This is a genomic window from Permianibacter aggregans, from assembly GCF_009756665.1.
Taxonomy (GTDB): domain Bacteria; phylum Pseudomonadota; class Gammaproteobacteria; order Enterobacterales; family Permianibacteraceae; genus Permianibacter; species Permianibacter aggregans.
In genome coordinates, this window is the sequence record NZ_CP037953.1 from 615279 (window position 1) to 639061 (window position 23783).

Here is a 23783-nt window from a genome sequence, read left to right on the forward strand (position 1 = left end):
GCTAGGCACCAGAAAGATTCGATCAAACACAACCTCACCGCTGCTGCGCCACCAACTTCAAGGTATACACCGTCTCTCCCGGCAAGAACGGCGTTGGCCTGCCATGCAACCAATCGTCATGCCCAGCCAGATAAAACGGTGACAGCGGATGGCCGCTCTGGCCGCCCGGCATATGGAAAATCCCGCGCTCTTCGTGACCTGGAGATACCACCATACGCTCCGATGCGCCAAAGGTTGGTGCCGCAACTCGCGGCATATTGGCATCGCCCATAATCGGCGTGTACGGCGCATCGAGGTATTTGCCGACAATCGGAATAAAGCGGCTCAATGGATGACGAATGCTGGCGCGGTTGCGCTCACCCCAGGTCTTGTTCAGAAAATCCTGTGGCGTATCGATACCCAGATCGTCCAACGTGGCGGAAAGCACGGTCAGCTGCAACTCCTGCCAGCTTTTGAAAGGCGCTGGCAGAAAATGCGCAGGTTCCTTGTCGAGCACATCGGTCAATACCGCCTCCCACTGATTGCTCAGGTGGCCAACTCGCCAATCCGGATGGCTTTCATAAACCGGCTGCAGCCAGGCCCGATACAAGGTGTCACGCAACATGTAACGGTAGGCACGAACAATTCGGTAAGCGACGGCGCTGTCACTGGCCTGCAGGCTCTTTTCGAATTTCAGCTGATCCATCAGCGCATCAAACAAGGGATTTTCTTCGCCATGGCGAGCCGACAACAACGCGATCAAACGATCCCGCCATTTTTCCAGGAGCACGCCGCGGTGATCGAGTGCAATGTCGAGCAAATCCTGTTCGGTGAATGTTGATTTGGCGAACAGGCCTTCACGAATTTGCTTCGCACGCGCGCCCAAATCGTAACCACCATCGCCGAGCACTTTCAGCGCCTCGCCGGACACGACGCGATTGTTGGCCGTCCACAAACGGCCATGTCCCGGATTCATGACCAACGGGTATTGCTCCGGTTCGGTGACGCCCTGCCAGGCACAATGACCATTGGCCAATGAAATCGGCAAGTCTGGCTCACAGCCATTGCGTTTGGGAATGGCACCGATAATCGTCCAGGCGATATTGCCCTCATTATCCGTCACCAAAAAATTCTGCGATGGCATGCGCGTGACTTGCGCCAATTGCACGGCGTCGGCAGCGGATTTCGATTTCTCGATATTCAACAAACCAAAATTCATCGTGTGTTCGACATCATGCGCGAGCCAGCGGAACGCGTAACGAGTGCCGTCGGCATCCTGATGCAATACCGGTCCCCAACGGGTTTTCTCAAACACAAATTCCAGCGCTGTTTCGCCTTTGATTTCGATGACTTCAGTGACTTTCTCGATCGGCTGCAAACCATCCGGCGTTTGGTAGTGATGTTCATCTGGTTGTTCCAAACGCACGACATCACTGAAATCGCCATAACTGTTGGTGAAGCCCCAAGCGATATTCCCGTTGCTGCCGGCAATCATCAGCGGCACACCGGGCAGACTTACGCCGGTCATGCGAATCGACTCCGGTTGTTGATAAATGAGCGAAGCACGAAACCAGACATTGGGCACCTGCAAACCAAGGTGCATATCGTTTTGCAGAATGGCACTACCGGTTACCGACAAATTACCCGCCACAGCCCAGTTATTACTGCCGGGAAACACCGATTCGGCGCGTCGATTGAAATCCAATGGCAAATCGATTTTTGGTTGCCAATTCGGCAATTGCTCGGCACTCGGCATTGCCACCAGCGGCATTGGCTCACCCCAGAGCGGTGCATCCCAGATTGATCCTTTGGCATCGAGATACGTGAACAACGGCTCTGGTATCGCTTTCTTTACGCGCAACCGGGTCAGCTCTTTATCGACATCGGAATGCTGCAGAACCAAATACATTGAGTAGGCAACCAGAATCGAATCAGCAGCCTGCCATGGCGTTGGATCGGTACCGAGAATTTTATATTCGAAGGGTTCGTTTCCGAGTTTTTGCCGCCCTTCATTGACGCCTTCGACGTAGGCCGCCAATAACAGTTTTTCCTCATCAGATAATTTTTCCACCACCGCTTCGGCACGCATTCGTAGTTGATGGCGGCGGATTTCCTTGTCGACGTCGAGCGCCGCCTTGCCAACCAGTGCCGACAATTCACCCGCGGCGCGTCGACGCATCAAATCCATATGAAAGTAACGCTCCTGGCCGTGCACAAAACCCAAACCGCGAGCAACATCGCGCCGGGTTTCAGAAGTAATGGTAACGGTGCCGTTGGCGTCACGTTCGATGGTGATGGGCTGTTCCACTTGCGCCAGCGGAATGCTGCCATCGAGGATAGGCAAACTCGCTTTCAACTCCCAGTAGGCCCAGAGACTAACGCCTCCAAGCACGACAAAGAGCAACACCACAATGCGCAAGGTCCAGCGGAAAAAAGGGTTCATGGTCGGTGGTGGGAACAATGGTCTGGAAAAGACCACAGTCTAGCGTCATTTGCCAGATAAAAAAAACGCGCTCCGAAGAGCGCGTTGAATGCATGAAGAAAAGTGTTATCCGCCAATGCGGCCGTTGACGATAGGCTGGAACGCGATCAGTGAATCGAGCACGCCGCCGGAACCGAGTCCGTTGGTTGGAAACACCGTTGAAAACTGGTCCTGCTCATCATGCAAGGCCATGTAGTTCAACAGCACCGTTTCCACCAGCAGATTGACGTTATTGGCCGCCGGACTGGACGAGCTTTCGACATCACCGCTGGCGCGGAAATAACCGATTTGTTGCTTGCGAGCCTGCTCGGTCGGCGAGGCTCCCATCAATTGTGGCCGGCCATTCGGGTTGTAAACCAGGAAGAACGACGCGGCCGTCGATTGGTTGTCGCTGGCCCACATGAATTTGCCACGACCATCGACCGAGTTGTCGACCATACCGTTCGAGGACAAGGCGCCATCGGAGAACACGTACAGCATGACCGGCATATTGAGCCGCGCCGCATATTCGAGAATTGCGCCCATGCAACGGCCAGCGCGCAAATCGCGCACTTCGCCGGTGGAGCGGCCCTGACCGTGGTAATCGTAACCGCCCATCGAAATGGTGCCGGCGCCGGCATAGCCATTCATGACCAGCTTCATGACCGAGGCAGTTTTCGAGAACTCGCGATCACCCATGTCTTCCGCTGAGAATACCCCGGTGGCGCCAACGATATCGGGATCTTCCAGCGGACCGATTGGTGTCGTGCCGAAACGGTCGAACAAATCGGCGCTCTTCAAGTAGCCGCACTTGACCATGTTCTTGACGATGGCATCAGTCGACAGATTGGTGTTGACCCGGCCCATTTTCTGGTCGCTCAAGCGATACACCGACTCCATCACCTTCAGCGCTTCGTCCGGCTGCAGTAAACCGACCAAATCACCGACATCAACCAAGCCAGTAACATCAGAAGGACGGTCGATCTTGGTCGGCCGCGCGGTTGGGTCCATCATCGCCATCGGCGCCATCGAGTTACCGCCCGACTCCGAGGTTGAAGTGCCAATAGTGGTCAGCAACTCGCCTTTGACGCCGTATTTGGCCAAGCCGTACATCGGGTTATGCGGGTTGTTGCTGGTATCGTTTTCAGAACGGGCCGGAATTACCGCGCCATTGATATTGGCGCGTGTCGCTGGCGAGGTTTTTTCCAGAATACCGCGCAAGAAAGCGCTGTCGGAATGAAACGCCAAACCGAGCTCAGTGTTGTAATGCGGCAGATTGGTCACCGGATCATTGACTGACGGCACCATGTCGCCGGGCAAGCCGAGTTTGGCGTAGCCTTCGGTGGTCAGGAAATCAAGCTGTCCGCCCTGCTTACCGACCAGCACGTTCGAACCGGCGATATTGCCACCGCCCGCCAAATCGATACAGATAAACGGGATTTTACCGGCACCGGCAACGGTGATACCGCAACCGGCGCGCAGACCATCAAGATCTGGCGACAGCGCCGCATACGCCGCACGCGGATTGGCAAACATGCTGAAGATGGTCGGGCCCATGACGGTGCCGACACCAGAGATCAAACCGGCACGCAAAAAATCACGACGCGATTTCGGACGCGGGTGATCCGGGTGCAGTAACGGTGCATCAGGATCGAGCGGATTGAATGGCATTTTTTTCATGTTGGCATCTCCTCTCGCGTTACTGCACGAGCATCGCAGCACCACCGATTCCGGCGGCACAGACAGCTTTGACAATACTGGCGGTTTTGTTGGCCGGGCAGCTGGTGCCACAAACCGACAACTGATCAATCAACGCGTTCAGTTCGGTGCGGACACTGGCATCCGTCGGCTGCGAACTGATGTTCACGCCAAGAATCCGAGCCAGTAATGGATCGAGAATCTGGTTGCGGCCCGTCGCATTGAAAGCGACGCCCGGTTGCGCCGAGAAATTGAAGCCAGGGAAATAGGCACTGCGTTTTGTCGTGTCTTCGACCAGCGCGTTGCAGTACTGAATCGCCAATTGAGTGATACCCATCTGGTGCGCGGCACTGAATGTCGTGATCAGTTCGTCGTTCGGCAAGCCCTGACGAATGGTCTGGAACAGTGCCTGCACATTCGGATCGGTCTGCTCTACAGTGGTCAGCACACTCATCGACGCATTGATTTCATCAAACGTGCGCACACCGATTGCCGATACTGGATCGCCATCGGCTGGCGGCAGCGGTGTTGGCGGCACCGGGTCAAGACGAACATGAGTGTGGGCACCGATGCGATCGAAAGTCAGGAAGAACTCGTCAGCAGACGGGCCTTTTTCCAGCGCGACCACGGTGCCGAGCGTCGACAGATCTTGTCGGGCCTGGCTGATTTCCACATCGATATTGGCGTAAGCCTGCCCAACCGGCGCTTCACGGCCATTGATACCGATGCGCATGCTTTGCACCGGAATATCGCTGAAGCTGGCGGCGCTGTTCAGACTGGCGAAGAACGGTTTATCAAACAGGTAACCATAGCTGTCAAAGCGACTGACTTCGATGACGATGTAACACTGCGGCACTGAGTTGACCGTGCACTCTGGCACGTCGAGCAGATGCGAGACGTTGAACAGCAGGAAGTAACGCTCACCGACACCGGCTTCGAAGTTCTGAGCGATTTGTTCGTCGCTGAGTACGCGATTGTGAATCGCCACCAGCTTGACGATACCGGCCCACGGTAACTGGCCATCGGTTTCATTGCCGAGCACGAAAGCAAACGTGCTGTCCCAGTCATTCAAATGACCCGGATCTTCGTCGTCCATGTCACCGGTGAATTCACCGTTGACGTAAATGCGACGACCGTTGATCGGATCGTAGGTCATGACCACGTGCTGCAAAGTGGCCTGCAGACGTTCGTCATCATCAGCGGTCGCCAATGCAGGCATACCATCACCGGCGGTGTTGGCGTGACGCATCAGGAATTCATAATTGTAGGCCGTTTGGCCAACCGTGAAGTTGGTGCGATCTTCACCGGCTGAATAGCTGATGATACGGGCCGGACCATCCTGCACGACGTTGGCTGGCGCCACCCAGGCTTCAACCGAGTATTCGCCGGTGGCCTTGATCAAATCGTGTAGTTTTTTGCTGTTGGCCGTTGAGCCTTGGGCGCGGCCATTGGTGAATTGCAGACCCCAGCCGCCAACCCACTCGACGCCGCCGGAAATGGTCAGGTTCAGCGCAGGCTCGACACCGCTGGTGTCGTAGGCAATCGGGCCGGAACCGGTTTTGAATTCCCAGCGGGCAATGGCGTTGGCATCGTGACGGCCACCGGAGCTGGCAACAATGCCATCCACCAAACGATTGGCGGCAGAAATCACCAAATCCGGATCGACTTCGGTCAGCGGAATGCCGTCGACGAAGGACTGAATTGCCTGCTCCATCGTGTTGGCATTTTCGGTGCAATTGCTCCAGCAGTTGTGGAATTCCGAACGCAAACGCACGACCAAACGCGACAGTGGTACGTTGTCGAGATTGATACGGCTTTGCGCGGCGGAATACGCCAGATCGATATCGTCACTGCCAAAGAACGGTGATTGCGCGTTACCGGCCGTGTCGCTGTGGCAGCGCGAGCAATACTGCTCCAGAACTGGGTAAACAGTCGAGGCAAACAGGCTGCTGTCAGCAGGGAAACTGCGGGCATCGCCCGGCATGAAAATGTTGTCTGGCGGCGTCAGCACCACTTCAGTGGCGCCACCGCCTACCGAGCCGCCGGCCCAGTTGGTGATGTAGCTGGTGATCGTATCGGCACAGGCACCATTGCTGGCCAACCAGCAGTTGTGACCTTCACCGACTTTGATCACCATCCGCGATTCGGCGGGGCGACTCAGATTGACGACGGTATTGGCCGCCGCGTACGCAAGGTTGATGTCATCGGTGCGGACAAACTGTGGCGTTTGACCACCGGTGCCGTGGCAGGAACCGCAGCGGTCGGCACGCACCAGATTGTCCCAGACTGCCAGTTTGAATCGTTGCACATCTTCCGACTGCGGCGGCGGACCGCTGTAGTTGGTGCCTGGATTCGGCTGTCCGGAATTGTTGTTTTCCTCGACCGAGGCACCGCCACCACTACAGGCGGCAAGCAGCGTGAGGCCGGAAGCCATTGCCAGCGTTTTCAGCCATTTCATCGATAATGGCATCGGCAAAAGCGCTTGAATCTTATTCATGATCATTTCTCCGCGTTCTTCTGTCGATACCATCATTCGCCTTTGCAGTAATTCGCCGATTCGGCGAATACCCGCTTGAGCTGATAGTTATTGGCTTTGAAACTGCTGACCATTTGATCGATTTGATTGCGGTCAGTACTGTCAACGGCATTGCGCAAACAGACCGCCTTGAACACTTTTTTCACCTGGCACTGGGCAAACGCTTCCGAATGCGCGAGCTCCATGCCCATGCTCTTGGCACCGTTGCCGGAACCCGGCAATGAGCTGTCCCAACCGAGCACCTGGTTGTTGCCCTTGCGCCAATAATTGGCCCAGGAATCATCGACGGTGATGAACCCCGGACGGAAGTTGGCGTTGTTGTTGTGGTATTTCGGATCGACCCGGGTACCGGTCACTTCATTGATCGTGCCGATATCGTGATACACCACCTGGCCGGCTTCCATATCGTTTTCCGGATAGGTGTAGTCGTAATAGGCGTAAGCACCGGCCAGCGGATCCATGCCGCTATGGCAGCCGATGCAGTTGTTCAGAAACACCCGGCTGTCGCCACCAGGCGAGCGGGTCACATCCTGACGAATGCGGTCCGGGATATAGGTGGTGTCAGCAACCTGTTCCAGGTCGTTGCACATGTGATTCATCAGGGTCCAGCGGAACATCGCCCGGTTGGTACCGTCGATGAAAAACGCCCGGCCAGCAGCACGGGTGGTGATGACGCCTGCGGTTGCGGCACTCGGCATGCCCGTTACGGCACTTTGCACCCGCTTTTGCAAGGCATCTTTCAAATTGATGTTGTTGTTTTCCAGGTATTCATAATGAGCGTTGCTGGTATTGGAATAGGCGGGCACACCAGAGCCGCTGCCGGTATAGATAATGTCGCCGTACAGCACGGTGCGAAAATCTTCGTTATCTCGAACCATACCGATTACGGTAGCCGTGTAATCGTTCAATGGCGCAAAGGCGTTGGCGTCACGGTTGGTCCACGGCGTGACGAAGTTTTTCAGCGTCACGTCATAAAAGGCTCGATGTTCCATCGCCTCATTGGCGGCACCGATAACATCATTGGCGCTGATTTTGGCCGCCATGCTGTCAATGACGGCATCGCTGGCAGGCACACCGGCCAGACGATCATGAATCCGTTTTGCCTGTTCTCTGGGACCAGCCTGCACGGCGCTGCCGACCGCCAAGGTCAACAATAGGGTCGCGGTCAGCCATGGCCGGGCTCCGGGTGAAGCCTTACTCGGGGCGACGATGTTCATGTTTTTAGTCCTATTCATGGGAACTCGACGGTGCGCTTGCTATCGCTTATTGTGATGCCGTTCTCAACTACTCGTGTCCGATCGGTTTGATCGATGTCCATGACGGGTATTGCGATACTCAAAGCTTTCGATGATTTTAATCAAAGCAAGCGACGACTTTCGTGATTGCACACACAGAACCTGCCTCACGGCACGGCGATAATGCCGACAACGTCGCAGTCTCTGCACAAATGTTCCAAAAATTGATTTGGTGACGCATGGCAACATTTTTGACCTCTCGGATTCGCTTGGCACTCGCCTGCAGTGCCGCACTGATGCTGTCGGCCTGTGGTGATGGCGGCTTTGGCTCCAGTGGTGAACAGGCGCCAGACCCGGTCGCCATTGATATCCCGGTTGTCTACATCAAGCGCAGCATACCGCTTGATGAAGACGGCAATATGATCGTCAGCGACATCCGTGAACCGGTTGCGTTCAACGGCGATGTCAGTGCTGAATTGTTCATCCGCGATCGCGCTTCACCGAGTGCCACCGAACGTTCACTTACGGCCGGGATTTTCCCGGACGGCGAGCTTTACGACGTCCGCGATGTTTCCGTCAACGCCGAAGGCACCAAAGTGCTGTTCGCCATGCGTGCCCCGGAAATCCCCAATGCCGACGACGACGAACAACCGACCTGGAATATCTGGGAATACGACCGCACTGGCGATATGGTTCGCCGCGTGATCGCCTCCGATATCGTCGCCGAGGATGGTCAGGATATTTCTCCGGCCTATCTCGCCGATGGCCGCATCGTGTTCGCCTCGACCCGCCAGCGTCTGGCCAAGGCCATTTTGCTCGACGAAGGCAAACCGCAATTTTCCCACCTTGATGAAGATCGCAATGTCGAGGCGATGTCACTGCACGTGATGAATCCAGACGGTAGCGAGATCACCCAGATCACGTTCAACCAGAGTCATGACATGTACCCGACGCTGCTCGACGATGGCCGCATCGTATTCATGCGTTGGGACAACACCGGCAACGGCCGCGGCATCCATTTTTACACCGTCAATCCGGATGGCAGTAACCTGAATCTGCTGTACGGTCTGCACAGTCACCTGAGCGGTACTGACGGTGCCGAAATCCAGTTTTTGAAGCCTAAACGGCTGCAGGACGGCCGTGTGGCGTCGATCATTCGGCCGTTCCAGTCAGAACTGGAGGGTGGTGATTTCATTGCTATCGACCACCAGAATTTCATCGATATTCAAACGCCCATTGCCTCAATGGCAGGTATGGCCGGCCCGGCTCAGGTGTCACTGGCACCGGCGGGCGTTACCACCGATGGCGGGCCATCGCTGGCGGGCCGCTATCGTGACATCGAGCCAATGCTCGATGGTACTGGTCGCTACCTGGTCAGCTGGAGTCAGTGCCGTTTATTGGAAAATGCCGGCACCCCTGATCAGCGCATTATCCCCTGTACCGAAGAACTACTGGCCGACCCGGATGTAGTCGAAGCACCACCGCTGTTTAGTCTGTATCTCTACGACCCGAACACCAAGACTCAAGTGCCTTTGTTCCTGCCGGAAGAAGGCGTAATGGTGACCGATCCGGTGGTGTTACTGCCAACCACTCGGCCAGCGTTCATTCCGGACGGCATTCCCGGTGTCGATTTGGACGCCAATCTGGTCGCGGAAGGTGTTGGCGTCGTCCATATCAAGTCGGTTTACGACCTGGATGGTGTCGACATAACCGCGGCAGCAGGAGGCATCACCACTGTTCGCGATCCAGCCCAAACCACTGCTGCCCAGCGCCCGGCCCGCTTTCTGCGCATTCTGAAGCCAGTATCGATGCCGGATGATGATGTCTACGACTTCGACAACAGCGCATTTGGTTTCAGCCAGGCGTTCGGCATGCAAGACATTCTTGGCTATGTACCAGTCGAGCCGGATGGTTCGGCGATGTTCAAGGTGCCGGCCAATGTCGCGTTCACGATTCAGGTGCTCGATGGTGAAGGCAAGCGCATCAACAGCTTCCAGCGCCACAACAACCTGTTGCAGGTCAAACCGGGTGAAGTGCGCCAGTGCAATGGCTGCCATACCGCGACCAGTCTGGCTCCGCATGGCCGCCAGGATGCTGAAGCTCCCTCAATCAATCCAGGCGCCCCAACCACGGGTGTCTCGTTCCCGAATACCGAACCAGCGCTGTTTGCCGACATGGGCGAAACCATGGCGCAAGTCTGGACCCGTATCAATGGCCCGCGTACACCTAGCCTCGATATCGTTTTCGACGATGAATGGACCGATCCGAATGTCCGTGCCAAGGATCCCTCGTTCGCCTGGCAGTTCGCTGACCTGACGACCGCGGCGCCAACCAGCGCAGCCTGCCTGTCGGACTGGAATAATCTGTGCCGGACTACGATCAATTACGTGGCCCATATTCAGCCCATCTGGTTATACGACCGCTCGGTTATCGACCCGATAACTGGCGACCTCATCAGCGATGACACCTGCACCAGTTGCCATAGCCGTGCCGATGCCAACGGCGCTGTACAGGTGCCAGCTGGCCAGATCGAACTGGTCGCCGACCAGTCGGCGGTCAACGCCGATTTCGTTGTCTCATTTGTCGAGCTGTTTCGCCAGGATCAGGCTCTGGTCAATAACAATGGCGTCCTGATCGGTGACACCATTGAAACCCGCACACCGGCCATTCCCGATCCAAACAACCCCGGTCAATTCCTCTGCAACCAGGGTATTTTGGATACGGTCACCAACGAGTGTGTGGTAACCACGCCGGTCAATGCCCCACCGCCACCGATGCGAGTCGGTTCAGCGCGTAACAGCACCGCCTTCTTCAACCTGTTCGCCGCTGGTGGAAGCCATCAGGGTAGGCTCAGCGATGCCGAGTTGAAACTGATTGCTGAATGGCTCGATATTGGTGCCCAGTATTACAACAACCCGTTCGAGGCTCCTGAAGATTAATCGCCACGATGGGTAGGAACTCTGCCGGCAGTCACGTAAAATCCGGCAGAATTCCCTCGTCAAACTGAAAACTCATAAAAGGTTTGCTGTTCATGCCGTTGTGGCGCCCCACCCTCCATTTGCTGGTTTTTTCGCTTGGCTGCTCCTCGGCGACATTGTGGGCGGCCGATGAACCGACCACCGAAAACCCCGCCGCCGTCGATACGGTTGACGCACCGGTAGCGGAAACCGATAACGACGACGAAGTGTTGCGTCTGCGCATCGCTGACCCGTATATCGATGTCCATACCGGACCTAGCGAAGGCCATCCGATTCATCAGGTAGTCGAACGCGGCCAGATGATCGACATTCTTGAACGCCGCACCGACTGGTTTCTGGTGCGCACACCACGCGGTTACACCGGCTGGGTGCATCGCAATCAACTGATTCGTACGCTGACGCCACAGGGTCAGCCGGTTGATATCAGTCAAACCAATCTGCAGGATTTCACCGAGTACGATTGGGAGCTCGGTGTCATGTCGGGCGATTTTGATGGCGCGCCGGTGATCAGCATTTATGGCGCCTGGCAGTTTGCCGACAATATTTCCGCCGAGCTGACACTCGGCCAGAGCCTCGGGCGATTTGCCGAAACCAATTTCGCCACCGCCCATATTGTTCATCACCCGTTTCCGCAATGGCGTTTTTCACCGTATTTCCAGCTCGGTGCCGGCGCCATTCAAATCGATCCGAAAGGCACCATCATCACACCCGAAGATCGACAAGAAAACCTGGTTCACGTAGGCGTCGGCGTGCGCACCTATCTCGCCTCGCGTCTGGTATTCCGCATGGAATACAACAACTACGTGGTACTGACCGATCGCAACGACAATGAGAAAGTGGAAGAATGGAAAGCCGGATTCAGCGTATTCTTTTGAGCGCCCTGCTATTGACGCTGGGCCAGCAAACTCTGGCAGCCGACCCGGTCTACGATCCGGAAGTCGAGCGTCAGGAGGTCGATGAAGACCTGATCGACGTCAATGATCTGGAGCTTGGCATTACTGCCGGCGTGCTCAGCATTGAAGACTTCGGTTCCGCAGCCAGTGTCGGTCTGAAGCTCAATTACCATGTCTCGGAAGATTTCTTCTTCTCGGTGCAATACCTGCAAAGCGAAGCTGGGGAAACCAGCTATGAGCGCTTGTCCGGCGGCGCCCAATTGCTGGAAAACCGCGATTACAGCCATTACGGCCTGGCCATCGGCTACAACCTGTTCCATGGTGAAGCATTCTGGGGCAAGGGCACCGCGATCAACTCAGCCTTCTACCTGACCGCAGGTGTTGGCGCCACCCAGTTTGCCGATGACAATTACTTCACTGTTCACGCCGGCGCCGGCTACCGCTTCATCCCGCTCGACTGGCTGGCGATATCGGTCGATTTTCAGGACCATATCTTCGAACACGAGCTGCTCGGTGAGACCAAGTTGATCAATAACCTTGAACTTTCCACCAGCATCACAGTATTTTTCTAAGTCAATCATTAGTATTTGCTGACAAGCTGAATTTCCGGAGTTGTTTTGCCATGTCGAACCGTCGCGCTGTCATTGCCACCAGTCTGTTGATGCTGTTGTTTGTCAGTGGTCTCGTGGTGTCCTCGGTCCAGGCCAAGGAGCTGAGCGGCCCGGCCAAGGATTTCACGCTAAAGGTCCGTGGCGGTGGTAACACCCGTCTAGCCGACCTGCGCGGTGAAGTGGTCATGATCAACTTCTGGGCCTCCTGGTGCGGCCCCTGCCGTCAGGAAATGCCGCTGCTGGAAGACATGTATCAGCGTTACAAGGATCTCGGCTTCACCATTCTCGGCGTCAACGTCGATCACGACCCGGCACTGGCTGACAAGCTGCTGAAAGACATCAAGGTCTCGTTCCCGGTGCTGCTCGATGCCAAGAACGAAATTTCCCGCCTGTACGATATTGACGCGATGCCGAGCACCGTCATGGTTGATCGCAACGGCAACATGCGCTTCCTGCACCGCGGCTACAAGCCGGGTTATGAAGTGCAGTACGAAGAGCAAATCAAGCAACTGGTGCGTGAATAAACCATCAGTCGCTGAGGAGTCTGAACATGAAAACGTTCGCGAAAATGCTGTTGGCCAGCGGTGTCCTGCTCGGCCTGTCTGGCTGCGCCATCGACCCGTGGGTGAAGCCGTACGAGCGCCAGAACCTGGCCGACCCGATCATGTCGTTCGAGCGCGATGCCATTCAGACCGGTTACGTGCATCATGTTTACCAGGCCCGTGAAGGTGCTCGCGGAGCAGAAGGAGGCGGTGGCGGTGGCTGTGGCTGCAACTAAACCGTTTTTGCGCATTATTGGCGCCACGCTCATCAGCGTGGCGTTTGCGTTTTCCAGTCACGCTGGCGTACTGCCGGAGGAACGTGCCGATTTGCTTGCTCACTCTTATCAAGGTGGCGGCATGGACATCAGCGGTCCCTCACTGCTGGTGCGCAAAAACTTTCTGGAGAAAGTATCGGTCAGTGCCAACTACTACATCGACAACGTTTCCTCTGCATCGATTGACGTGCTGACATCCGGCGCCAGCGAATACGAAGAAGAGCGCAAGGAATATTCCTTCTCCGCGGATTACTTGTACAACAAGACGACGTTCTCCACCGGCTATACCAGCAGCGAAGAATCCGATTACTCCGCTGAAACCATTTTCTTCGGTGTCAGCCAGGATTTCTTCGGTGATCTGAGCACCATTTCGCTCGGCTACGCGCAAGGCGATGACTTGGTCAGTCGCAACGAATACACCGATGGCGCGCTGGTCGGTAACACGATTATCGGCACCGTCAAACGCCAGAACTATCGCTTGAGTTTTTCTCAGGTGATCACCACCAACCTGATTATGGGTCTCGGTTTTGAAACCGTTACCGATCAGGCCAATCGCGAAGACGAAGATATTTCGGTGCTGAACAATCCGTATCGTTCCGTACGTTTTCGCAGCGCGCAATCAGGAACCGGATATGCCACACAGCGCGAGTTCTATCCAGATACCCGCACGTCCGATGCCGTAGCCTTGCGGGCGATGTATTACCTGCCCTGGCGCGCATCGATTCGCGCTGAATATCGCTTCTTCACCGATACCTGGGGTATCGAAGCCAGCAACTACGAATTAAAAATGATTCACCCGATTGAAGATCTGGTGACCATCGAAGGTAAATATCGTTACTACGAACAAACGGCGTCGACGTTTTATCGCGATTTGTTCGATGAGCCAAACGAACTGAACTTCCGTGCTCGTGATAAAGAAATGTCGACGTTCAACAACACGACCTTTGGTTTGGGGGCCACCCTGAACCTTGGCAAGTTGCTGAAATGGAATGCAGCCGAGCACGAATTGATGCTGAACTTTTTCGTTGATCACATGATGTTCAGCTACGACGATTTTCGTGATCTGACAGTACACACCAGCAATCCGGGTGCATTCAACGCCGGCGAAGAGCCGCTGTATGAATTCGATGCCCAAGTGTATCGATTATTCCTGACTTACAAATACTGACGTTTCCGAAAACAAAAAAAGGCGCTCAATGAGCGCCTTTTTTTATCCGCCGGGATTCCATTGCATTCATAGCATGATGAAGGCAGTGCAAAATGAATTGAACAGACACGGCTATTCCAGCGCGAATGCGTGCGCTAAAACAAAGCAGCGGACCGGGAAAAAATCTGGGAGGAAAATCTGAGAAGTCGATGGCGGAGCGGACGGGACTTGAACCCGCGACCCCCGGCGTGACAGGCCGGTATTCTAACCAACTGAACTACCGCTCCATCGACCCATTCGAGAGTGCTCTCGAACAAGAGGCGCGCATGATACGCAGCAGCTGGCATACTGTCAACGCGAAATATCAGGATTTTTTTACGCTTGTTTCCGCTCGAAATCGTCGAGGTCAGAAACAAAGGATTGCACCAATACCCTAGCCTATTTATTGTCCTCATCCTCGTCTTCGGATGGCAGGTTTCTCACCGCTTCAGCAAACGCATCATCCCAGCTGACATCATCGCCTTCTGGTGCATGGGTTTCGGGCTCAGCTGTTTCCGCACTGACCGTCTCTGCCTGCGCCACTTCAGCAGGTTCGGGCTCGGGTTCGACTTCCTGGGTCATCGACTCCATCTTGGCCAGAATGTCCTCTACCTTCATGTCCTTGCGCTCGCCTTCTTCGCCAAGCATGGCGGAATACTCGGAGAAGATATTGTTGAGCGTGCCCAAGGTAATGGAGACTTCTTTTTTCAGGCGATCGTTTTCTTCACGCAGGTATTGCACATCGTTGGCATGTGCCGAGCTCATGACTTCGGTCGGGCTGCCATAGGCTGCTGCTGGCGTCAGCGCGTGGTAGGCGTTGGTTAATTCCGATAGGGCCTTTTCCAACTTGCCGATGCTGTCGCTGCTCGGCGATAGGTGGCTGTCGAGCACCGCCTTAAAAAACTGCCGACGCTTGGCCATGATGCTGGTCAGGTGCTTCTCCGCTTCCTCGGCATTCATCAGCAGCGTGTCTTTCAAATAGCGAGACAGCGCCGTGCGATTGGCTTCTTCGTTCGCCTTGATTTCTTTTAGCAGCGCTTGCGCGCCGATGTGCGCGGTGCCACGTCGCCGAAACAACAACCAGGCCATGATGGCAACCAGAATGGCCATCGGCAGCGTCAGCTCCAGAATCAACAACCAGGAGGGACTCATGTGGTTTTCCCGCTCTCACCCAACTCTTCGGCAATGCGCTTATTGGTCAGTTGCTGGCGACGGCGCAGCCACCACCAAATGCCGCCGACAATCGAAAATACCACCACGTTGATGACGACACCAACAACCAGCCAGTACTGCCAGCTGTGCTCTTCTGGTTCGGTGGTGACTTCGTCGGGCTTGGTTTCGGTCGCTGGGGGGTTTTCGTTTTCCGGCTCGGTTACCGCCGGCTCGACGACAGCAGGGGTTTCTTCTTGCGCCGCTGGTTCTGCTGGCGTCTCCGCCAACCCCGTCACCTGCCATTCCAACGCGGGCATCTCCAGCACCACATCGCGACCGGCTGCGGTAACGCCCTGAACCCGGTAATGCAATCGATAACTGCCGTTATGTTCAGCCGCGACCGTTGCATGGAAGCCGGTTTCGCTGCGCTCCATTGTCAACGGCGAACGCCCAGCCGCCGTTTCCAATTCTGAGGTTACCTGCAGCGAGCCTGGTTGGAATAAATCCGGCTCTGGCGTTAACGCCAATTGCGCGACACCGCTTTCGTCGACCGAAACCGATGCTTTCAATGGCGTGGCGACGCCTTTCAAAGAAAGTCGACGCAGACGCTGAAACGTTGGCGATGAAATCTCGACTTCGACGGTGTAATCCATATCCAGCGCCGGCACTTCAAACGGCGCGACGAAATGCGCTTCAGCCACCGGCCTTAGCACCAGCTCACGCCGGAAGGCTTCTCCGCTGATACGGGCATTGGCATTGACCATTTGCAGTAACGCCGCATTGGCAACCGGCGCGCCCTGGTCGAGCAACTGGGCATTGAGCTGCAGCTGTTCACCGGCCAGCACCACCGACGGCAGTTCAGCAAGCGCCATACTGAGCTTGCTGACCAGCAGCACCCGGTTTTCCGGGTCGACATCCGCAATGATTTGCCAAGCGCCAGCGGCGGGCTTGGGAATGGTGATCAGGTCATAAGGGGTTTCGGTATGCCAGCGCCAACTGACCGGCTTTTGCTGGACGCTGTGGACCTCGCCATCTGGCGTGCGCACTTCGGTCGGCTTGGCGTCCGGCGCTTTGAACACCAGAATGGTGATTTCTTCGGCGCCTTCATCGACGTTGAACTGGTTGTCGCGCAGCGGCAGTGAATCCCGCGGCGTGGTTTGCTCAAAAAGACGCAAGAACAAGCGGTTAAGTTGTTCGGCATTTTCCGCCAATTGATATTGACCGCCGGTTTCCAGCGCCAGTTTTTTCATCAGCACCTGATCGGCATCGTGGCTCAGCGCGATGCTATGAACACGAATGTTCTCCGCCTTTAGCTGCGGCAGCAGTCGATTCAGCAAGTCGTTGCGCGCTTCGGCGTTTTCGCTGGCCTGTTTGGAAATATCCACAACACCATCGGTCAGCAAGATCATATGGCGTGGCCCGGCCTGCGTTTTTCCAAGCCAAGGTTTCGCGGCGCGCTCCATGGCGCCACCTATATTGGTGAATAAGCCCTTCGAGGAAATGTCGGCCGCCTTTGCCGTCGCCAGCTCGCGAAAAGCCGGCGTGGCGGCCTGTGGCGGAATCAGATTATTGACGTATTGACCAAACGTCCAAACCCCGGCACGGGCGTTGCTAGGCATTAGATTGGCGACTAATCGAACCGCGGGAATGCGCAGATTCTGGGGATCGTTTTTCTTCATGCTGCCGGAAATATCGACCACGATATGGACTTCCGGGCCGTTCGGTTCAGCCGCCAAAAGCAGAAAAGGCCATGCGGCCAAAACAGCGCAAAAACAAAACGACTGCGCCAATTTGGCCCGGACTCGGCGTGAGCCGACAGGGGTGCTTAAAGTGCTAAACACGTGTGGCTTTTTCTTAAACATGAGGATATCTTGGACAAGTGTAGTTCACAAATGCGCAAGTTACCGCGTGGCCAATAAAAACTAGGCTACCTTACATTCGGAAAGTCGCGGAAATCGGTGAGCACCATGGTTTCTCGGCGGTAATGCAGCGTCTTTTGACCACAACTAACGGAGAAACACGATGAAACAGAACTGGGTCAAACTGGCAATGGCAGGAGCCTTTCTCGCCGGCTCCTCGGTCGCGATGGCAGAAGTTTCCGGGTCCGTCACGCTTACCTCTGATTACATCTTCGATGGCGTCAGCCAAACCGACAACGAACCCGCGCTGCAAGCTGGCGTGGACTACGCGCACGATTCCGGCTTCTACGCCGGTGCCTGGATGTCAAATGTCGATTTCGGTGGCGACACCAACCTCGAAACCGATCTGTATGTTGGTTTCACCTTCGGCAGCGAAGCCGTCAGCTTCGATGTCGGTGCTGTTGCGTATATTTACACCGACTCATTCAGCAGCCCACCGAGCGATGAAGAAGCCGATTACTATGAGGTCTATGCTGGTGTCACCTTCGCCGAAAACTTTACCGTCAAAGGCTGGTTCACCGATGACTACGCATCAGCCGCGCTTGATGCCTACCGCATCAAAGCCACCTACGAAGTTGCCTTGAACGATACTTGGTCAATTCCGCTGGAATACACCTACACCGATATTGATGGTGAGGACTTCAATCACGGCCGTATCGGTATCGCCGGCAACTTTGATCCGTTCACCGTCGATCTCAGCTATCACCAAACCGATATCGATGTCGAAGCCGGAGATGATCCAGACCTTTACTCGGCTGACGGATTGCTGGTCGCCAGCGTTACGTTTAGTTTCTAGGCAGCTTAAGAAAAAGCCCGCAGAAGCGGGCTTTTTCTTTTCGCCATGCTCAATGTCGTTTGACGCAGCGACGGACCAAAACACTTATCCACGATTATTTGAACCGGGCAATGATATGTTGATCGAGTGGACCAGCGTTTTCCTCGGATAACACTTTATCCTGCACCGACTTGCCGACTTCATGTATCCGCTGGCGATCACCGCAAACCAGATAATGCCATTTCGGCAAATCCTTACCTTTGGCGACGCGTACGTAAGCACAAGTCGGCGGCAACCAGTCAAAGCTCAGGACGTTTTCCGGTTTCAGTTGCACGCAGTCGCTGACGTACTTCTTTCGATTTTTATAATCGGCACACTGACAGGCGTGGGTATCGAGCAGTTTGCAACAGACATTGGTTTGATACAGCTCACCGGTTTCGGTGTCTTCAAGTTTATAGGTGCAGCATTTGCCGCAACCGTCGCATAGCGCCTCCCATTCGGTTTTCGACAATTCTTCCAGGCTTTTGCCGCGCCAGTAAAAGGGTTTAAGCGCGCTCATCGGCTTGCACTTCGGTAAAGAATTCCTGGTCGAGAAAACGCAAAATCAACCGATCACCAGCTTGTAACTTTGCAACACCAGCAGGTGTACCGGTCATGACGATATCACCGGGCATAAGCGTAAAATGTTGACTGATATAAGCAAGCAAAGTAGGAATCGGTGTCAACATCCCAGACGTTTTGCCTTGCTGACGAACGGTGCCGTTGATTTCCAGACTGAACTCCAGTTCGCTCAAATCCTGCAACTGCGCACGGCGAATAAAGTTGGTTAATGGCAAAGCACCATCGAAAGCTTTTGCCAACTCCCAGGGCTTGCCTTCGTTTTTCAAGGATTGTTGCCAATCGCGCAAGGTCAAATCCAAACCGAGCCCGACACCGGCAATGGCGGCAAGCGCATCGGCCTCGTTGGCATTGGTCAGGCGTTCGCCAATCAATAATGATACTTCCAGTTCATGATGGCATTCGCCGCGATTTCCTGGAATGGAAAACGATGGCGATAACGGTACAAAACTGGTGGCCGGTTTCAAAAACAGAATCGGCGTGGCTGGAATCGGATTGTTCAGTTCCTTTGCGTGCGCCGCGTAATTGCGGCCAACGCAAACGGCTTTACCGAGCGGATAATCGCAAGCGACATCACCGAGCCAATGGTGCGCGTATCTCATGGTGCCGGCTCCGCTGCCACTTCAATGCTGTCTGTCTGCGGCGTGTTCATCACTGGCGGAAACGCGATACGATCAGCAAGGTAACCCACCGACGTCGCGAAAAACTCCGAGCGATTCCAGCGCAAAAACACATCGTAGTTGTGATAGAGCAGAAACACCCGCTCGGCCGGATTTTCATCAATGCGCAAACGCGCATTCATTTCGGCGACCGGTAAATTGCTGCCGTCATCGCGACGGACACCAAGCGCCTGCCATTCATTCAGGTTTTTCTTTTGGTTATTGAACGGGATGAATTGTTGATGATCCGGCACGACTACTTGGCGCCCCCAGTGTTCACCGGCACGCCAACCATTCATGCGCAAATAATTGGCGCTCGATGCCATGACATCGGCCATGTTGCTCCAGATATTGGCGCGACCATCACCGTCGCCATCGCGGGCGAAACGAAGAAAACTGCTGGGCATGAATTGGCACTGGCCCATGGCGCCGGCCCAACTGCCTTTCATCTCTTTTGAACTGATATGGCCTTGTTCAATGATACGCAGGGCATCGATAAACTCTTTGCTGAAAAACTCCCGGCGCCGTCCCTCATAAGCCATCGTCGCCAAAGCGCTGGGTACATGATGCCTGCCGAGCAAGCGACCATAACTGCTTTCAACGCCCCAGAGCGCCACCAGATATTTGGCTTCAACACCGACTTCACGGGCAATGGCGTTAATCTGCTGATAGTGCTCGCGATATTTCTTCCGGCCCTGCTCAATGCGTGTCGGCGTAATCACGCGTTGCAGATAGGCTTCAACCGTCAGTTTGTCGCGGCTCGGTTGTGAGCGATCCTGACTGACGACTTTAGGAATCAATTGCAAATCAGGCCAGACGTTATCGATCGTCTGTTGTTTGATGCCGGCAGCCAGGGATTGCTGTTTCAGTTGCTCAAGGAAAGCCGGCCACTGATCTTCGGAAACTTCTGCGCCAGCGATACCGGAAAAACCGATCAGTACCGCCGAAACCAAAGGCATTACATTTTTTGTAAACAAGCGTTGGGTAAAACGCTTAATCACCGTCATGAATCACACCTTCCACCTTCGGTGGCATTTGCAAAAAATATCCCACGTCTTTCAGCGCCTGACGCAAGCGCTCGATATCAATACGGGCCAGTTTTTGCCGCGTCGACAAATCCAGCTCCATGACGAAATCGGCGCGACCAAAACGCTTGGCCAGTTCCACCGGCACATCGGCAAACTGATCTTTCTCGCGCAAATACAAATACATTTCGTCTTGCTTGCTGCTGCGGTAAATATAGCAAAACATATTAAGAACTCTGCTCCTGCCACCAGCCCGGCAACGCAATACCGGCATTGGTCAACAAATGGGTAAAGGGGTTTAGGAAAGCCTGCTGGCGCCAGCCGCGCCAGACAAACGGTGCTTGCGGCAGCCGATCGACCGCGGCAATGATGATTGATTCCAGCGCCCGCTTCGAGTACACCAGTTCCGCCGGCAACTGATGCGCCTCGGCAAAGCTCCTCACTTCGCTTGCCATCTGATCCAGCAAGCCCCGGCCGCCTTTGATATCCAGCAAACGGGACACCGGCAGCGGCCACTGGCCGGACGGCAATGCTCTGGCTTTTTCTATCAGGTTGAGCAGTGTTTTTCCGTGCAGACGCGACACTTTTGGATGCAATACATTCAGCGCGGTAAAGTCGTTCCAGTTTTTCGGTGTTTTCTGAGCCAAAGTGATGATGCCTTCATCACGAATCAGATGATTGCGCGAGGTATCGGTGGCCTTGGCTTCTTGCTCGCGCCAACTGGCCAGTCCCTGGGCGATAGCGAGCTCCTGACCGCGCAGCAGATTCACTTGTTTGACTCGGCGATAGAGCAAGGCATCAGGCTCTTGGTGGTGCACTTTCGCCATCGCTTGCTCGCCGTCCTGCCAGAACCAGTCAAGCTTTTCCAGGTCGTGTAAATGTGCTTTCAAATCGGCGTAGAGATCGAGCAGATAAATGACGTCGGTGACCGCGTAATCGACTTGCGCCTGGGTCAATGGACGCACCAGCCAATCGGTACGCGCAGTCTCTTTCGACAACTCCACTTGGTAACGCTCACGGACGACAGCGGCCAAACCGAGCGATGCACCCAGGCCAGCGTAAGCCAGCGCCATTTGAGTATCGAACAGTGGCGTGATATCAGCGCCGCAGGTATGGGCAAAAGCTTCCAAATCCTCGCCGGCCGCGTGCATGACCTTGACCACTGAGGTATTGGCCAGCACGGCAGCAAACGGCGACCAGTCATCGATTTTCAATGGGTCGATCAGATAGACCTTTTCGCCATCGCAGATCTGAATCAGCGCCAGTATCGGCCAAAAGGTTCTGACTCGTTCGAATTCAGTATCAAGCGCCAAGGCTTCGCACTGCTGCCAGCGTTGACAGGCGCTGCGCAAGGATTCGTTGCTGTTCAGCCATTCGACGGGAAAAACAAAAGGCGCGTTGGACGCGCCTGTTGTGGATGCTTGCACGTAGAAACTCTCCTGCAATATCGGAATCAGCGCAGTTCTCGGCGCAAAATTTTTCCGACATTGGTTTTCGGCAAACTGTCGCGGAACTCGACCATTTTTGGTCGTTTGTAGCCAGTCAGTTTGTCATGACAGAAATCAATCAGTTGCTGTTCGGTCAGGCCGTTATCTTTCTTGACGACAAACAGTTTGACCGCTTCACCAGTCTGCTCGGACGGCACACCAATGGCGGCCACTTCCAACACGCCAGGGTGAGCCGAGGCCACCGCTTCGACTTCATTCGGATACACGTTGAAACCGGAAACAAGGATCATGTCTTTTTTCCGATCGACGATTTTCATGTAGCCGTTTTCATCGGAGACAGCGATATCGCCAGTATGCAGCCAACCATCGGCATCGAGCACTTTCGCCGTTTCATCGGGACGGTTGTAGTAGCTATGCATCACCTGCGGGCCACGTACGCAAAGCTCGCCGGATTCGCCGAGCGGTACTTCCTCGTTGTCATCATTGCGAATGCTGATTTCGGTCGAAGGCACCGGCAATCCAATCGTACCGTTGTAGCTTTTCAGACTCAGCGGGTTGATGGTCACGGCCGGTGAGGTTTCGGTCAGACCGTAGGCTTCCAGCAGCGGTTTACCGGTGACTTTCTGCCAGCGCTCAGCGACCGCCGGTTGCACGGCCATGCCGCCGCCCAGCGCCAGTTTGAAATCAGCAAAACTGACTTCGCTGAAACCGGGCGTGTTCAACAAACCGTTGAATAGCGTGTTAACGCCAGTCAGCGCCGTGAACTTCCAGTTATTCAGTTCTTTGACAAAACCGGTCATATCCCGCGGATTGGTAATCAGCACATTCAGGCCACCAAAATGCATGAAGGTCATGCAGTTCGCGGTCAACGAGAAGATGTGATAGAGCGGCAAGGCTGTGATGATGATTTCTTTACCCGGCTCAAGGAACGGCCCAAGCCAACTACCGGCCTGCAGCACGTTGGCGACCATGTTTTTGTGCGTCAACACCGCGCCTTTGGAGACACCGGTTGTGCCGCCGGTGTATTGCAGAAACGCCATGTCGTCATGGCCAAGCGTAACCGGCGTAAATGGCAGGTTGGCGCCTTTTTTCATCATCGCGTTGTAGCCAATCGCCGATGGCAGCTGATAAGGCGGCACCATCTTTTTGACGTATTTGACAACCGCATTGACGATGAAGCGTTTCAGGCCAGGACAGGCGTCCCCAATTTCGGTAATCGCAACATGTTTGACCGGTGTGTTGTCGATCACTTCGGCCAGCGTGTGCGCGAAATTGGCCAGCATGACAATGGCGGTAGCACCGGAATCTTTTAATTGATGTTCCAGCTCACGTGGCGTGTACAACGGGTTGACGTTGACAACCGTTAAACCCGCGCGCAACGCACCAAAAAGGGCAATCGGATATTGCAGCAGGTTCGGCATCATGATCGCGATGCGATCGCCTTTTTTCAGCTTCCACTCGTTCTGGAAAAATGCCGCGGCATCGCGAGTGCGGCGATCCAGTTCAGCAAAACTCAGGGTGACACCGAGATTGGTGAACGATGGGCGATCGGCGTAGCGGCCAACAGCCGTTTCAAAAAGGTGCACAATCGAGGCAAATTGGCCCGGGTCGATCTCATGCGGTACGCCGGGGGGATAGTGTTTTAACCAGATTTTTTCCACTTGTCATAGCTCCGACCGGGGCCCTGCCCCAAACTGTAGCGAAGGTATAACAGCCGGCGTCACTGGTCAAACATCTACCCAACCAAAATGGTGAAAGCCTTCTACACTTGGACGAGGATTAACCATTTTGAT

At 55.0% G+C, this 23783-nt stretch carries 19 protein-coding genes and 1 tRNA gene; 7 read left to right on the top strand and 13 right to left on the bottom strand.

The window, feature by feature from the left end; genetic code table 11:
• Window positions 1–34: 34 nt before the first annotated feature.
• From E2H98_RS02885 to E2H98_RS02900, 4 genes are all read right to left on the bottom strand, one after another.
• The gene (locus E2H98_RS02885; protein ID WP_133587619.1) at window positions 35–2422 is read right to left on the bottom strand and encodes a penicillin acylase family protein; all 2388 of its coding nucleotides are present in this window, start codon (window positions 2420–2422) and stop codon (window positions 35–37) included.
• A gap of 105 nt (window positions 2423–2527) precedes the next feature.
• Window positions 2528–4120: a general secretion pathway protein GspF gene (locus E2H98_RS02890; RefSeq protein ID WP_133587621.1), complete on the bottom strand. Its 1593-nt coding sequence runs from the start codon at window positions 4118–4120 to the stop codon at window positions 2528–2530.
• A 19-nt stretch (window positions 4121–4139) separates the two neighbouring features.
• Window positions 4140–6635, bottom strand: coding sequence for a LamG domain-containing protein (locus E2H98_RS02895; RefSeq protein WP_198325221.1), 2496 nt, complete (start codon window positions 6633–6635; stop codon window positions 4140–4142).
• Window positions 6636–6667: 32 nt separating this feature from the next.
• A complete protein-coding gene (locus tag E2H98_RS02900) occupies window positions 6668–7891 on the bottom strand; it encodes a hypothetical protein (protein ID WP_133587623.1) in 1224 nt (407 codons plus the stop codon).
• A 257-nt stretch (window positions 7892–8148) separates the two neighbouring features.
• Between E2H98_RS02900 and E2H98_RS02905 the strand changes: the two genes are divergently transcribed.
• The 6 genes from E2H98_RS02905 (at window position 8149) to E2H98_RS02930 (ending at window position 14376) form a co-directional block, all read left to right on the top strand.
• On the top strand, window positions 8149–10848 hold the full coding sequence (locus tag E2H98_RS02905) for an HzsA-related protein (RefSeq protein WP_133587625.1): 2700 nt from the start codon (window positions 8149–8151) through the stop codon (window positions 10846–10848).
• 92 nt (window positions 10849–10940) lie between these two features.
• Complete coding sequence (locus E2H98_RS02910) at window positions 10941–11762, top strand: SH3 domain-containing protein (RefSeq protein WP_133587627.1); 822 nt, start codon at window positions 10941–10943, stop codon at window positions 11760–11762.
• Window positions 11732–12352: an outer membrane beta-barrel domain-containing protein gene (locus E2H98_RS02915; RefSeq protein WP_133587629.1), complete on the top strand. Its 621-nt coding sequence runs from the start codon at window positions 11732–11734 to the stop codon at window positions 12350–12352. Before E2H98_RS02910 ends, E2H98_RS02915 begins: the two co-directional genes overlap by 31 nt.
• Before the next feature lie 50 nt (window positions 12353–12402).
• Window positions 12403–12915 (top strand): TlpA disulfide reductase family protein, encoded by a 513-nt coding sequence (locus tag E2H98_RS02920; RefSeq protein WP_133587631.1) that lies wholly within the window; start codon window positions 12403–12405, stop codon window positions 12913–12915.
• 26 nt (window positions 12916–12941) lie between these two features.
• Window positions 12942–13169 carry a DUF4266 domain-containing protein gene (locus tag E2H98_RS02925; RefSeq protein WP_133587633.1) on the top strand — a complete coding sequence of 76 codons (228 nt, stop codon included), beginning with the start codon at window positions 12942–12944 and terminating at the stop codon, window positions 13167–13169.
• Window positions 13150–14376, top strand: a complete 1227-nt coding sequence (locus tag E2H98_RS02930; RefSeq protein ID WP_232475455.1) for a DUF3570 domain-containing protein — start codon at window positions 13150–13152, stop codon at window positions 14374–14376. Before E2H98_RS02925 ends, E2H98_RS02930 begins: the two co-directional genes overlap by 20 nt.
• Window positions 14377–14565: 189 nt before the next feature.
• Here E2H98_RS02930 and E2H98_RS02935 read toward each other — a convergent pair.
• From E2H98_RS02935 to E2H98_RS02945, 3 genes are all read right to left on the bottom strand, one after another.
• Window positions 14566–14642, bottom strand: a tRNA-Asp gene (locus E2H98_RS02935).
• Between the two features lie 151 nt (window positions 14643–14793).
• Window positions 14794–15546: a hypothetical protein gene (locus E2H98_RS02940; RefSeq protein ID WP_133587637.1), complete on the bottom strand. Its 753-nt coding sequence runs from the start codon at window positions 15544–15546 to the stop codon at window positions 14794–14796.
• Window positions 15543–17306 (bottom strand): vWA domain-containing protein, encoded by a 1764-nt coding sequence (locus E2H98_RS02945; RefSeq protein WP_157591218.1) that lies wholly within the window; start codon window positions 17304–17306, stop codon window positions 15543–15545. Before E2H98_RS02945 ends, E2H98_RS02940 begins: the two co-directional genes overlap by 4 nt.
• A 262-nt stretch (window positions 17307–17568) precedes the next feature.
• Here E2H98_RS02945 and E2H98_RS02950 point away from each other — a divergent pair, with 262 nt between their 5' ends.
• On the top strand, window positions 17569–18261 hold the full coding sequence (locus tag E2H98_RS02950) for a TorF family putative porin (protein ID WP_133587641.1): 693 nt from the start codon (window positions 17569–17571) through the stop codon (window positions 18259–18261).
• A gap of 94 nt (window positions 18262–18355) precedes the next feature.
• Here E2H98_RS02950 and E2H98_RS02955 read toward each other — a convergent pair whose 3' ends face one another.
• The 6 genes from E2H98_RS02955 to E2H98_RS02980 are packed head-to-tail and all read right to left on the bottom strand — an operon-like array spanning window position 18356 to window position 23651.
• Window positions 18356–18799 carry a YcgN family cysteine cluster protein gene (locus E2H98_RS02955; protein WP_133587643.1) on the bottom strand — a complete coding sequence of 148 codons (444 nt, stop codon included), beginning with the start codon at window positions 18797–18799 and terminating at the stop codon, window positions 18356–18358.
• Window positions 18786–19460, bottom strand: coding sequence for a fumarylacetoacetate hydrolase family protein (locus E2H98_RS02960; protein ID WP_133587646.1), 675 nt, complete (start codon window positions 19458–19460; stop codon window positions 18786–18788). Before E2H98_RS02960 ends, E2H98_RS02955 begins: the two co-directional genes overlap by 14 nt.
• Complete coding sequence (locus E2H98_RS02965; protein WP_133587648.1) at window positions 19457–20524, bottom strand: lytic murein transglycosylase; 1068 nt, start codon at window positions 20522–20524, stop codon at window positions 19457–19459. The genes E2H98_RS02960 and E2H98_RS02965 overlap by 4 nt, the downstream gene beginning before the upstream one ends.
• Window positions 20511–20768 carry a YcgL domain-containing protein gene (locus tag E2H98_RS02970; RefSeq protein WP_133587650.1) on the bottom strand — a complete coding sequence of 86 codons (258 nt, stop codon included), beginning with the start codon at window positions 20766–20768 and terminating at the stop codon, window positions 20511–20513. Before E2H98_RS02970 ends, E2H98_RS02965 begins: the two co-directional genes overlap by 14 nt.
• 1 nt (window position 20769) lies before the next feature.
• Window positions 20770–21969: a ribonuclease D gene (gene rnd / locus E2H98_RS02975; RefSeq protein ID WP_157591219.1), complete on the bottom strand. Its 1200-nt coding sequence runs from the start codon at window positions 21967–21969 to the stop codon at window positions 20770–20772.
• A gap of 26 nt (window positions 21970–21995) precedes the next feature.
• Window positions 21996–23651, bottom strand: a complete 1656-nt coding sequence (locus tag E2H98_RS02980) for an AMP-binding protein (protein ID WP_133587654.1) — start codon at window positions 23649–23651, stop codon at window positions 21996–21998.
• Window positions 23652–23783 lie beyond the last annotated feature (132 nt).